We start from the raw sequence: 11,996 nt of genomic DNA, 5'->3' as shown, positions 1-11,996 counted from the left end.
CCGGCATTGAGCCGGCTTGTCTCGGGGTATCGCGTTTTAAAATCTATTTATGGATGGGTCGTGGCCAGGCTTTGCTCGAACCTTACCAGCTCCTCGATCTTGGCTCTCTTGGCACCGGCCAGGTCATTGGCAGGCATGGGCATGGATCCCCAGTTGCCGGATCCGCCTTTGGATACTTTCATCACCAGGCCTTCGATCAGCGGGTATTCCTTGCCTCTGTAGGTATAGGTGGTGACGCCCTTGCCTGTGTATCTGTTGGCCACGTCGCGCCATGCCGGACCGACTACCTTGTGGTCGATCGCGTGGCAGGCGACGCAGTTGAGTTCTTTTGCCAGCGGCGGCATATCTACTGCAAGGGTATTGCCGGCGATCATGATTGCTGCGGTTGCTGCCATGCTTACGATGATGGATTTCATTTTTCCCCCTAAGAAATATTTCTACTAAACCAGGCAACGGTTAAGGATATGGCAGCTTTGTTGATTCAGACCTCCGAGTATCAACTTTTTTCGCTGACAAACATACAACGTCTATCCTAAAAGATTGTTGACGAATATGCTCGGCTGTTTCGCAACAAATCAGAATTTTTGTCGGACTTTAACCTTCCTTTAACGTTGGCATGACGTCTGCGGCCTGTTTCCGGTGTCGGCTGTCATCGTGACCTGTGCTGTATAGCCTTATGCAAGCTTTGCTGATAAATTTTGGACCTGACGGTTCCGGATGATTTTGATGTCATTAATAACCTGCAAGAAATGCAAGAAAATCGTCGACTCAAGTGCCGAGTCCTGTCCCTATTGCGGTGAGAAAAATCCAGGAGGCGTGCAGGGCGATTTGAGTGCACAGCAAGGGGTTTCCAGATACGCGGGAATCGGATTGATCATTCTGGTTGTGCTGCTGATTATTCTTTTTTTGTGGTCGCAAAATAATGATCTGTCCAACGAGACAAATCCGGATCAGCCTTCCGGTAGCAATGCGGCTGACGTTTCGCCGGCCCCCTCAAGTTGTCAGGACTCCGAATGTCCGGCAGGAACGAAAGCCGTTTCATACGCAACGCAGCAGGAACCGTTCTATCTGTGCAAAAGCAGCGAGCTTTCAGAGTACGCAAATTTTGTTCTGGGTGTGATGGTCAAGCAGGCACGGTATGCAGAGGTTGCTCCGCTAATATCCGGCAAGACCGGCGAGCCCGCAGTCGAGGGGGACGATAAATTGCTGCTGGATAAATACCGGGCGAAAGCGGGCGTTTCGTCATTCGAAGAAGCCATGTCCAAATGCTACAAAGGCAGGCGGGATATGAAACTGGTTGTGCTGTATAGCCCGGAGGATAGCAGCAGTATTTATGTGGCCGCGGAAGACGATCAGGAAAACAAGCTTTGGCTGCCCAAGGCGAGGTTGTTCAGGAGGTAGTATTTACGAATGCCACCGGCCTTTCCATGCGCTCATGCACATGGAAAGTTGCATCGAATCTGATGCAAGACAAGCATCATGCCTGCCCGCCATCTTCCCCACAAAAAATGCCGTCCTTACGCTTGGCTCCGGTTTGATTTGGCCTTTTCCAGGAACGGGGTGATGAGATCCATGGGCAACGGAAATATGATGGTCGTGTTCTTGTCCGCGCCGATGACCGTCAGCGTTTCCAGATAGCGCAACTGGATTGCCTGCGGTTCCTGCGCAAGGATCTTCGCAGCCTGGAACAATTTTTCCGAAGCCTGCAACTCACCCTCGGCATGAATGACCTTCGCACGCCGCTCGCGTTCCGCTTCGGCCTGTCTTGCGATGGCCCGTATCATGGATTCGGTCAGGTCGACTTGCTTGATCTCGACGTTGGCGACCTTGATTCCCCATGAATCGGTCTGCGCATCCAGCGCTTCCTGTATGTCCTTGTTCAGTTTCTCCCGCTCTGCCAGCATGTCGTCCAGCTGATGCTTGCCCAGTACCGAGCGCAACATGGTCTGTGCCAGTTGGCTGGTGGCGTTGAGATAGTTCTCGACCTGGATGATCGCTTTTTGCGGATCGATGACGCGCAGATACACCACCGCGCTGACCTTCACCGAAACGTTATCGCGCGAGATCACATCCTGGGTCGGCACCTCAAGCACGATGGTCCGAAGGTCGACCCTGACCACCTGCTGGATGCCGGGGATGAGGACGATCAGTCCCGGTCCTTTCACCTTCCAGAAACGTCCCAGCATAAAGACAACGCCGCGCTCATATTCGCGAAAGATCTTCAGGCTTGAGAACGCCAGCAACGCGATCAGCAACACAACAACGCCGAAACTCAAATTCAGATCCATGTCATTCTCCTTATCGAAAGTATCAGAAAAAAATGATTATTGATCTTTCCATAATTAATTACACAAAATTTGTGAACTATCGTCATTCCGGCGAAGGCCGGAATCCAGTCAGAAAACAAACTCCCGCAACGCGGGACAAAAGCTAAAAGCATGTTGAATAAACCCGCTGGATTCCGGCCTTCGCCGGAATGACGAGATAACAAGTTTCGTGTGTTGTCACCAATTATGGAAACCTCAATAAGTCTGTTTCTCTCCCTTCGGGAGAGAGAACTTGTTCGGTATTTATCCAATCATTCATACCTGTCTTTCAGGCTCCACCTCCAGAATCAGCCCGTTCATGCGAACGACCCTGACGCGTTGTCCTTGGCTCAGCGGCTGCTTGCTTGCGATGCGCCAGTTTTCGCCGTGCACAAGCGCCCGGCCATCCTTGCCGTCGAAGTCTTCCAGCACTTCGCCGATACCTCCGATCAACTCCTCACGGCCGCTCACGACAGGGCGACTTCGCGCCTTGAGCGCCATGCCGACCGCAAAGAAAATGAACAGCGCGCAGGCGAAGGCGACCGGCAAGATCACCGACCACGGAACGCCATACCCCGAGACATCGGTATCGATCAGCATCACCGAGCCGAACACGAACGAGGCGATGCCTCCGATGCCGAGTATCCCGAAGCTGGGCACGAACGCTTCGGCAGTCATGAAAGCAATACCGAGCAGCATGAGCACCAGCCCGACATAGTTGACGGGCAACACCTGGAAGGCGAACAGCGCGAGCAGCAGGGAAATGGCGCCGATCACCCCCGGCAAGATGAAGCCCGGATTGGAGAACTCGAAAAAAATCCCGAGGACGCCCGCGAGCATCAGCAAATAGGCGAGGCTCGGATCCGCGATGGCAGATAGCACGCGATTCCGCCAGTCCGGATCCAGCTTGACGATGGCGGCTCCGGTTACATTCAGTGTGCGCTCTTCATTCAACACCTTCACTTTGCGCCCGTCCAGTTTGCGCAGCAGGTCGGGTACGTCGTCGGCGACCACATCGATGACCTTGAGCTTCAGGGCTTCGGCCGCAGTCAGGCTCACGGCTTGCCGTACCGCCTGTTCAGCCCATTCGACATTGCGGCCGCGCATCTGCGCCAGGCTGCGGATGTAGGCGGAAGAATCATTGACCAGTTTGTGCTCCATAGCGGAAGTCGGTGCGCCTGATCACCCGACCCCGGCAGGCCGCCGATGCCGATCATGACGGGCGTGGCCGCGCCCAGGTTGGTGGCGGGCGCCATCGCGGCGATATGGCTGGCGTACAGGATGTAGGTTCCCGCACTCGCCGCTCTGGCGCCGTCGGGTGCGACAAAGGCAACAACAGGAACCGGCGAAGCGATGATCTGCTTGATGATCTGGCGCATGGACGTATCCAGCCCACCCGGCGTGTCCATCTTCAGTACGACCAATTGGGCCGATTCGGCTGCGGCAGATTTCAGGCCGCGCACGATATAGTCGGCGGTGCCGGGGCTGATCGCCCCGTCCACGTTGAGCACGACTACCACAGGTGCAGATGAGGCCAGACACGTCCCGGCGATCAAGAACAGGCCGGACAACAGCAGTGCAATAACCTTGTTCATGATGTGCTCCTCAGGAAGCCATCGTTGACGAAATCAAAGCATGCGCCAGCAGGGCGGGATTATCAATACATGATGCCGATGCTGTTTAAATTCCGGGCGCCGACTGCTAGGATGGCTCAATTGCAGGAGCACCGATATGACCAGCCAGTCTTCTTCCAACCTGAAAACATTGCACCTTGTGATCCATGGTCGCGTGCAAGGCGTGTTTTTCCGCCAGTCGATGCAGCACGAAGCAGAGAGTCTGGCGATCTCCGGCTGGGTGCGGAACCGCAGCAACGGGACGGTGGAGGCGGTGGTACACGGCGATCCCGCTGCGGTCGACGCGATCGTGCGCTGGGCGCAGCGCGGTCCGCAACTGGCGCAGGTGGAGCGTGTCGACATCGATCCGACGGATGGCGCTTACACCAATTTCGAGATCATCAATTGAGCATGAAGACGATACTCATCACCGGGGCGACCGACGGCATCGGCCTGGAAACCGCAAAGGCACTGGCGCGGCAGGGACATGAACTGGTGCTGCATGGGCGCAACCGGAAAAAGGCGAGAACTGCCATGGGCGCCGTGCATGCCGTTGCGCTCAATGCGCCACTGGAAATAGTCTGCGCCGATCTGGGCGACCTGGCAGCCGTGGCGCGCATGGCGCAGGACCTGTCTGCGCGATTGCCGCGGCTGGATGTGCTGATCAACAATGCGGGGGTTTACATGACCGAACGCAAGACTTCCCGCGACGGATTCGAGATGACGCTGGCGGTAAATCATCTTGCACATTTTCTGCTGACCAATCTGTTATTGCCGCTGCTGAAGAAGTCGGATGCACCGCGCGTGGTAACGGTCAGCTCGATGGTGCACAAGAGCGGGCACATTGCATTCGACGACATGAACAGCGAGAAAAATTTCGACGGCTATCAGGCTTATGCCGATTCCAAACTGGCCAATATGCTGTTTGCGAACGAGCTGGCGCGGCGCGCGCCCTGGCTTACCTCGAACAGCCTGCATCCGGGCGTGGTCGGCACCAAGCTGCTGCATGCGGCTTTCAGCATGCAAGGGGAATCTGCAGCGACCGGCGCGCGGACTTCGGTGTATCTGGCGACTTCACCGGAAGTGGAAAAAGTGACGGGAAGATATTTCAGCAATTGCACTGCGGCGACGGCAGCGGCACAGGCGCTGGACCAGCAACTGGCGCAACGCTTGTGGGAGTGGTCGATACAGGCGGTAAAGGCATATGCGCCGGAACTGAATTAAATTCAGGCAGCCAGTTCGTATACGCGCTGCGAACGTTGGATATCGAAATCCTGGTGCTCGCCCAGCCCAACCGCGCCGTGCCGCTGCAGCTGGGCGACCAGTGCCGGTATCGCGTTGGCGCTGATGCCGTAAGCTGACAGCCGTGTCGGCACTTGCAACGATTCGAAGAAACGGCGGGTGTGCTCGATGGCTTGGTCGATGCGCGCATCCGCGCTGCCTTCGTGCAGTCCCCAGACACGATCCGCGTACTGCAATAATTTCTCGCGCTTTTCCTTGCGCCGCATCTGCAGCATGGCAGGGAGGATCACGGCCAGGGTCTGGGCATGGTCCAGTCCGTGCAGCACGGTGAGTTCATGCCCGAGCATGTGGGTCGCCCAATCCTGAGGCACACCGGCGCCGATCAAACCGTTGAGTGCCAATGTCGCTGTCCACATGAGGTTGGCGCGTACCGAATAATTCTCCGGTTCCTGCAATGCCTTCGGTCCTTCCTCGATCAGTGTCAGCAGCAGTCCCTCGGCAAAGCGGTCCTGAACCTTTGCATCGACCGGATAGGTGAGGTATTGCTCGATCACATGCACGAAGGCATCGACGACACCGTTGGCAACCTGGCGCGGTGGGAGGGTGAAAGTCTTGACCGGATCGAGCACGGAGAAGCGCGGGAAGACCTGCGAACTGAGAAAGACCAGCTTGTCATTGCTGGCGCGCCGCGTCACCACGGCGCCGTTGTTCATCTCGGAACCGGTTGCGGACAGCGTGAGCACGCAGCCGAAAGGGATTGCAGTCTTGACCTTGGCTTGCTTGGCGAGGATGTCCCAGGGATCGCCTGCGAAGGGGACGGCGGCGGCGATGAACTTGGTACCGTCAATCACCGAACCGCCGCCGACGGCGAGCAGGAAATCGATTTTTTCGCGGCGCGCGAGTTCGACGGCCTGCATCAGCGTTTCGTAAGTCGGGTTGGGCTCGATGCCGGAAAACTCGAAGACCGTATAGCCCTTAAGTGCGGACTTCACTTCGGCCAGCGTGCCGGTCTTGACGACACTGCCGCCGCCGTAGGTGATCAATACGCGCGCTCCGGCCGGGATTTCGCGGGAGATATCGGCGATGCGGCCTTTGCCAAAGAGGATGCGTGTCGGATTATGGAAGGTGAAGTTCTGCATGGGTTCGTCCTTGTGGTTCGGGTTGGGGTAACGCGGAATGGATGGTCAGTGTAACGATGTTAAAGGCAAAGCGAAAAAGATATCCGGAATTTGTGATTGATTTCATATGCACGTTGTTGCAGGGACGGCGGACATACGCCAGTTTCTGGTTGGCTGTCGCTTTCTAACCCACAAGGTCAAGCTACTCCAAAGCCGACATTCAGGGTCGCCAAATTTTCAGCCGTTGATGTACAGACGTATAGGACAAAATGCTTTCTGAACTGGTACAAAACGGCAGCAGTTCAACTCGGCTTGTTTAATAGCTTGGAATGCAGTTTTTCAGAGCGGACAAAGGCCGCGAACTCCTCGGCCGGGAGTGGACGGCTGTACAAGTAACCTTGAATCTCGTCGCATCCATAGTTTCTGAGAATGACAAGTTGATCTTCGTTTTCGACGCCCTCTGCAATCACGGAAAGTTGCAGTGTGTGCCCGAGCTGTATGATTGCTTTCACGATTGCAGCATCGTCGGGGTCAACCGACATATCACGAACGAATGACTGGTCAATCTTGAGTTTATCTACTGCCAGACGCTTCAGGTAGGAGAGGCTGGAATATCCCGTTCCAAAATCGTCGATGGAGAGCCTGACTCCGATCTCCTTCAGGCCGTGAATGGTCTTCATGACGGATTCCACGTCCTGTAATAGCACGGATTCGGTCAATTCCAACTCTAGCTGACTCGCTGGCAGACCGGAATTGTCGAGTGCGCTCTTCACGGATTCGAGGATGTCGCCGCGTTTGAATTGCAATGCAGAAAGATTGACTGCAACCGTGATCGGATGGTGTTGATAAATCGCCTGCCAAGCTTGGGCCTGCCTGCACGCTTCATTGAGTATCCATTCGCCCAGCGGAATGATCAGGCCGCTACGCTCGGCTAGGGGAATGAATTTTGCCGGCGATATCAGTCCCCGTTCGGGATGTTGCCAGCGCACCAGAGCTTCAGCCCCAATGATGAGCCCGTTAGCCACATCGATTTGCGGCTGGTAGTGCAGGAGGAATTCCTGGTTCCTGATCGCGTTGCGCAGCTCCCCCTGCAATTGCATGTGCTCCAGTTCGTTGACTTTCATTTGCTGCGAGAAGTATCGATAGGTGTTTCGCCCCGAATCTTTAGCCTTATATAACGCGGTGTCGGCATGTTTGAGCAGTGAACTAAAGTTGCTGCCGTCAACGGGAAAAATACTGATTCCGATACTGAAGGATGTAATCAGTATGTTGCTATCGACATCGAAAGGCTCGGAAAAAGCCTCGATGATATTCTGTGCAATTGCATCGATGGAGCCCTGATCATTAAAATTGGTCAGCAGAATTACGAATTCATCGCCGCCCGGTCGGCTGATGATGTCGGTTTCGCGAACGCATCCTTGCAATCGCTCTGCAACCGCGACCAGAAGTTGGTCACCCACTTGATGACCAAGAGTGTCATTGACCTGGTTGAAGTTGTCGAGGTCGAGGAAAAGCACAGCCATTTCAGAATTTTCTCGTTTCGCATGCGCCATCGCCTGTTCAAAGCGATCATGCAGCAGAAGGCGGTTGGGCAATCCTGTCAGGATGTCGTGGTTGGCAATAAATTCAAGCTGTCTTTGTGCTGCGTCGTGCTCGATACGAGCCCGCAGTGTCTGGATTCCGTAGGCAAGATCGTTTGCAAGCTCTTCAAGCAGTGCTTGCTCTTCCTTGCCAAATGCGTAGGGATCGGCGGCGTAAATGGTGAGTGCGCCCAATATTTGCTTGTCGCAAATTAAGGGTAGCGCAATGCTGGACTGGTAGCCGCGTTTAATGGCGGCCTCACGCCACGGAGCCATTTTCGGATTGGTCAGGCACTCCTGGTTGATCACCGTAGTGCCGGTTCTGATTGCGGTACCGGTCGGCCCCCACCCGTGTTGCCTATCGGCCCATGTGATGTTGATGCCATTCAGATAGCCTTCTTCATAACCCGATTGGGCAATCGGACGCACGGTCTTCGCATCGTTATGTTCTGCGTATCCTACCCATGCCATCACGTAGCCGCCCGTCTCCACTGCCAAGTGACATATTATGGCAAGCAGTTGCTCTTCATGCTCGGCACGTATCAGGGCCGAGTTGCATTCACTTAGCAGCTTGAGGGATCGGTTCAGGCGCAGAATCTCGTTTTTCGACATCAGCGCAATGGCCATTTTGTCGATGGATTGTGCAAGGTATCCGATCTCGCCGTTGTTGTAATCAAGGCCGGTACGAACTCCATGGTCACCCTGTCCAAGCCTGCGCGCCACCCCGGTAATTACCGAAATCGGGCGCAGCAACAACCATTCGCTGCCGAACCACACAATGCCGAACAGAGCCGCAAGCAGCGCGACACAGATAGCAATGGTTAGAATCAGATTTTGATTTATCTGGCTGGTTACAGAGTCCCTTGATACGGCGACCCACAGATAAATCGGCCCATCCGTTGTGTCGGCGAAATGTGCATATCCATAGATACGGGGTACCCCGTCAAATCCGAGAGATTCGCCATTACCTGTGCCAAAATGAGCTATCAAATCTTTGAAAAACGGCGTATCCGATGCATCGCGGGTTACCCATTTTTCCGCGTCCGGATACCTGGCAAGAACGATACCCCTGCTGTCTATCAGTCCGATACGCGCGTCTTGGCGGATCGAGTGAGACAACTCACGATTTACCCATTGCAGATCGATTGCGACGACCAGAACACCCCGGACGTGACCGTCTCTGTCGAGCAACCTCTTGGCAATAGGTAATTCCCATTTCCCGTTCGTACGACTAAAAATCGCTTTCCCAACTACGCCGCGCTCATTAACAAGTACTTTATGGAAGTATTCTCGATCGGCAATATTGATCGGTCGAGCAACCGCGACGGCATTACAGAAGACATTGCCACGAACGTCGGCCAGCAATATATTGGCCAGTCTCGAATCCTGGCTCAGCAGTTGCGCAAGCATTTGCGGACAATCTTTTGCGGGCAGCAGACCACCAAAATTGTGAAACTGCACCAGTAAATTATCTAACTGGTTTGCGAAATTTATAACGTTGGTTTGATCGCGTGCAATGCGCATTGCGGTGTCATGCACGCCGTCTTTGGCTTCGGATAATAGATAATTCCGCTGGGAAACGGCAAAATACACCAGCACACACAGGGTTGCAAACGCCGCAAAACCGATCAAGAGAAGCAGTCGAACTCTGATACTCAAATTTTTGTTAAGCATTTTAAATATGAATAAATAACATCAATTTTCAACTTCTTCCTGACGATACACAAAACATTACTTTGCTAGATCGCCAGCGTGTTTCGGGAGATCCTAGATAGATGTTTGAGCATTAATTTGATCGGAGGGTTTGGAGCCGGTGGTGGCTCCCATTTTTTAGGCATATCCGCAGTTCACTTTACATCCGCAGCGAGTCTAATATTCCATTAGGCCATTCGGCCTTTTTTCGATTGAGCACAGAATACACCGCACCTATAAGGATTGAAAGGATAATTATTCCAACTATTGAACCTTTTTTGATCAGCGCTCAGTTCTTATCGAATGTCTTCTTTTGGCTGCGATTTGCGACTTTCATTCTATCGTTCAATAAATGATTCTATGTTGTTTTCGACTTGCCATCTCGTACAAGAGACTCTGCTTGTTCATTTAAATCATCAGTCTCTAAATCATCAGTTCCGGATACCCAGAAAAAAATTTGGCGCAGATGCTCAAATATGTCCTTCATGGAACCGGATCAGATTGCGCCCGCCCTCTTTGGCCATATACATCGTCGCATCGGCCCACTTCAGGATATCGTCCTGGCTCACTTCGTGGTTGATGAACACAACGACGCCGATGCTTACCGTGCAGCGATGCTCGATCACGATGTCCGTTTTCCCATCCTTGCTGATGGTCAGCAGGTAGGGTGCGGATAAAGCGGTACGGATCTTTTCGGCAACAGTGCCGGCCAGTGCTGTGGAGGCGGTCTTGTCCACATCCAGTTCATTGAGCACCACAACGAACTCATCGCCGCCGAAGCGTGCAACGGTGTCGATTTCGCGAACCGATCTTTTCAGGCGGTCCGCTGCGATGATCAGCAGCAAATCACCCGCCTCATGTCCGTGCGCGTCATTCAGCGGTTTGAAGTTGTCGAGATCCAGGAACATCACCGCGTTATAGCGGCCGCTGCGCTTGCTTGAAGCCATGGACTGCTTCAGGCGGTCGTAAAGCAGGCGGCGGTTCGGCAAGTTGGTGAGCGAGTCATGGAATGCCAACAAGCGAACCTGTTCTTCCATTTGTTTGCGTTTGCTGATCTCCCGGGTGATGCCGTGATATCCGGTGATCGCACCCTGCTCGTCGAACATGGGGGTGGAGAAGACCTCGCCCCATATCACGCTGCCGTCCTTGCAGCGATGCTGCGCCTCGAAGTTTATAAAATCCGCCTGAGTCGATTGCGATCCGATCGCCTTTCTCTGGCGCATGATTTCCTTGACGGTTGCTACTCCTTCATCGGTGAATAGTTCAAAAACATGATGGCCGACCACTTCGTCGGCTTTGTAACCCCGCAGCCGCTCATCCGCAGGGCTGATATAGGTCATGCGCAGTTCGCTGTCCGTTTTCCAGATCACGTCCAGCGCATCTTCCGTGAGCAACCGATAGTGGGCCTCGCTGTCGCGCAGCTTTTCTGCCGCTACGCTGCGCTCGATGGCAATGCTGGCGAGATGGGCGGTGTGCTCGATAAGTTGCAGATCGGACTCTTTAGGTGTGTGGGCTGCATGATGATAGATGGCGAAAGTGCCCAGAACCTGGCCCGTCGAGTTGCGGATAGGCTGTGACCAGCAGGCACCCACTCTGGCCTTGGCCGCGAGTTCCTTGAAGGGCGCCCAATAAGGGTGAGTTGCAATGTCGTCGACGACGACGCGTTCGCCGGTATAGGCGGCAGTACCACATGAACCGACGCCGATGCCTATCTCGACGGTTTCGATAGCCCTGTTATAGAAGTCGGGCAAGCTGGGCGCGGCCCCAGTCTTCAGATGCTTTCCACCCTTGTCCAACAATAAAATGGTGCAAAGCATTGCTGAATCCAGCTGTTCCACGCCAAGCACGATGGCTTCAAGAATAACGGGGAGCAGTTGATCGCCAGCCAGCAATTCCAGCACGCGGCTGCGAAACTGTTCGAACCTCTCGGCCTGTTTGCGCCCGGTAATATCGCGCCAAAGGGTGAGCAGGATCACCTCGCCGCCCACCGTGATTGGAGTCAGCGATATCTCGACAAGGAACTCGGAGCCATCCGCGCGCGCATGCATCCATTCGAACCGGTGGAAACCATCGCTCATTGCAGTCGCGATCATTGCGTCGGCTTTTTCGGCGGAGGCTCGGCCATCGGGTTGATACTCGGGCGAGATGTCGCCGGGTGTGTGATTGACGAGCTCGGGTTTTGCGATTCCCCCGAGCATACTCAGAGTGGCGGCATTGCAGTCCACAAAACGACCATCCTTGAGCAACAGGACCGGGTCGCACATCCCCTCAAAGGCATGGCGATACAGTTCCGCATTTGCAGGCAGGGATGTTGTCATGAGCCGGTTCAGCTGTCGGAGATGGGGAAAGGACACATAAATTGATTATATACAGGTCTTGTTGTCGGCACCCCGGCTGCAAATACTTAGTGTGATTGAAAAATAATTTTAGTTTTGTCGACAATAT

At 54.3% G+C, this 11,996-nt stretch carries 10 protein-coding genes; 3 read left to right on the top strand and 7 right to left on the bottom strand.

The genetic code is table 11. From position 1 onward, the window contains the following. Positions 1-47 precede the first annotated feature (47 nt). Positions 48-416, bottom strand: coding sequence for a c-type cytochrome (locus QOY30_RS16615; RefSeq protein ID WP_283745737.1), 369 nt, complete (start codon positions 414-416; stop codon positions 48-50). A gap of 310 nt (positions 417-726) precedes the next feature. Here QOY30_RS16615 and QOY30_RS16610 point away from each other — a divergent pair, with 310 nt between their 5' ends. Continuing rightward, positions 727-1,401 (top strand): zinc ribbon domain-containing protein, encoded by a 675-nt coding sequence (locus tag QOY30_RS16610; RefSeq protein WP_283745736.1) that lies wholly within the window; start codon positions 727-729, stop codon positions 1,399-1,401. 116 nt (positions 1,402-1,517) lie between these two features. Here QOY30_RS16610 and QOY30_RS16605 read toward each other — a convergent pair whose 3' ends face one another. The 3 genes from QOY30_RS16605 to QOY30_RS18045 all read right to left on the bottom strand — a co-directional run bounded on the left by QOY30_RS16605 (position 1,518) and on the right by QOY30_RS18045 (position 3,901). Next, complete coding sequence (locus tag QOY30_RS16605; RefSeq protein WP_283745735.1) at positions 1,518-2,288, bottom strand: slipin family protein; 771 nt, start codon at positions 2,286-2,288, stop codon at positions 1,518-1,520. Positions 2,289-2,582: 294 nt separating this feature from the next. Next, positions 2,583-3,467, bottom strand: a complete 885-nt coding sequence (locus tag QOY30_RS16600; RefSeq protein ID WP_349496694.1) for an NfeD family protein — start codon at positions 3,465-3,467, stop codon at positions 2,583-2,585. After that, positions 3,362-3,901 carry a Clp protease/crotonase-like domain-containing protein gene (locus QOY30_RS18045; protein ID WP_349496693.1) on the bottom strand — a complete coding sequence of 180 codons (540 nt, stop codon included), beginning with the start codon at positions 3,899-3,901 and terminating at the stop codon, positions 3,362-3,364. Before QOY30_RS18045 ends, QOY30_RS16600 begins: the two co-directional genes overlap by 106 nt. A gap of 136 nt (positions 3,902-4,037) precedes the next feature. Here QOY30_RS18045 and QOY30_RS16595 point away from each other — a divergent pair, with 136 nt between their 5' ends. Together QOY30_RS16595 and QOY30_RS16590 are read left to right on the top strand one after the other, a co-directional pair. Then, positions 4,038-4,328, top strand: coding sequence for an acylphosphatase (locus tag QOY30_RS16595; protein ID WP_283745734.1), 291 nt, complete (start codon positions 4,038-4,040; stop codon positions 4,326-4,328). A gap of 2 nt (positions 4,329-4,330) precedes the next feature. Then, entirely contained in the window at positions 4,331-5,143 is an 813-nt protein-coding gene (locus QOY30_RS16590) for an SDR family NAD(P)-dependent oxidoreductase (RefSeq protein ID WP_283745733.1), read from the top strand. Between the two features lie 2 nt (positions 5,144-5,145). Here QOY30_RS16590 and yqhD read toward each other — a convergent pair whose 3' ends face one another. The 3 genes from yqhD to QOY30_RS16575 all read right to left on the bottom strand — a co-directional run bounded on the left by yqhD (position 5,146) and on the right by QOY30_RS16575 (position 11,869). Continuing rightward, the gene (yqhD, locus tag QOY30_RS16585) at positions 5,146-6,300 is read right to left on the bottom strand and encodes an alcohol dehydrogenase (RefSeq protein WP_283745732.1); all 1,155 of its coding nucleotides are present in this window, start codon (positions 6,298-6,300) and stop codon (positions 5,146-5,148) included. A 281-nt stretch (positions 6,301-6,581) separates the two neighbouring features. Further along, complete coding sequence (locus QOY30_RS16580; protein ID WP_283745731.1) at positions 6,582-9,533, bottom strand: EAL domain-containing protein; 2,952 nt, start codon at positions 9,531-9,533, stop codon at positions 6,582-6,584. 488 nt (positions 9,534-10,021) lie between these two features. After that, a complete protein-coding gene (locus QOY30_RS16575) occupies positions 10,022-11,869 on the bottom strand; it encodes a diguanylate cyclase (protein WP_283745730.1) in 1,848 nt (615 codons plus the stop codon). Positions 11,870-11,996 lie beyond the last annotated feature (127 nt).

Origin of the sequence: Sideroxydans sp. CL21, assembly GCF_902459525.1 — a bacterium.
Taxonomy (GTDB): Bacteria; Pseudomonadota; Gammaproteobacteria; order Burkholderiales; family Gallionellaceae; genus Sideroxyarcus.
Note: the sequence above shows the minus strand (reverse complement) of the source record. Positions and strands in the feature narration are given on the sequence as shown.

What these genes read in the sequence shown, in the direction of transcription:
- QOY30_RS16615 (WP_283745737.1), bottom strand. Translation starts at nt 416, where the DNA reads ATGAAATCCATCATCGTAAGCATGGCAGCAACCGCAGCAATCATGATC.
- QOY30_RS16610 (WP_283745736.1), top strand. Translation starts at nt 727, where the DNA reads ATGTCATTAATAACCTGCAAGAAATGCAAGAAAATCGTCGACTCAAGT.
- QOY30_RS16605 (WP_283745735.1), bottom strand. Translation starts at nt 2,288, where the DNA reads ATGGATCTGAATTTGAGTTTCGGCGTTGTTGTGTTGCTGATCGCGTTG.
- QOY30_RS16600 (WP_349496694.1), bottom strand. Translation starts at nt 3,467, where the DNA reads ATGGAGCACAAACTGGTCAATGATTCTTCCGCCTACATCCGCAGCCTG.
- QOY30_RS18045 (WP_349496693.1), bottom strand. Translation starts at nt 3,901, where the DNA reads ATGAACAAGGTTATTGCACTGCTGTTGTCCGGCCTGTTCTTGATCGCC.
- QOY30_RS16595 (WP_283745734.1), top strand. Translation starts at nt 4,038, where the DNA reads ATGACCAGCCAGTCTTCTTCCAACCTGAAAACATTGCACCTTGTGATC.
- QOY30_RS16590 (WP_283745733.1), top strand. Translation starts at nt 4,331, where the DNA reads ATGAAGACGATACTCATCACCGGGGCGACCGACGGCATCGGCCTGGAA.
- yqhD (WP_283745732.1), bottom strand. Translation starts at nt 6,300, where the DNA reads ATGCAGAACTTCACCTTCCATAATCCGACACGCATCCTCTTTGGCAAA.
- QOY30_RS16580 (WP_283745731.1), bottom strand. Translation starts at nt 9,533, where the DNA reads ATGCTTAACAAAAATTTGAGTATCAGAGTTCGACTGCTTCTCTTGATC.
- QOY30_RS16575 (WP_283745730.1), bottom strand. Translation starts at nt 11,869, where the DNA reads ATGACAACATCCCTGCCTGCAAATGCGGAACTGTATCGCCATGCCTTT.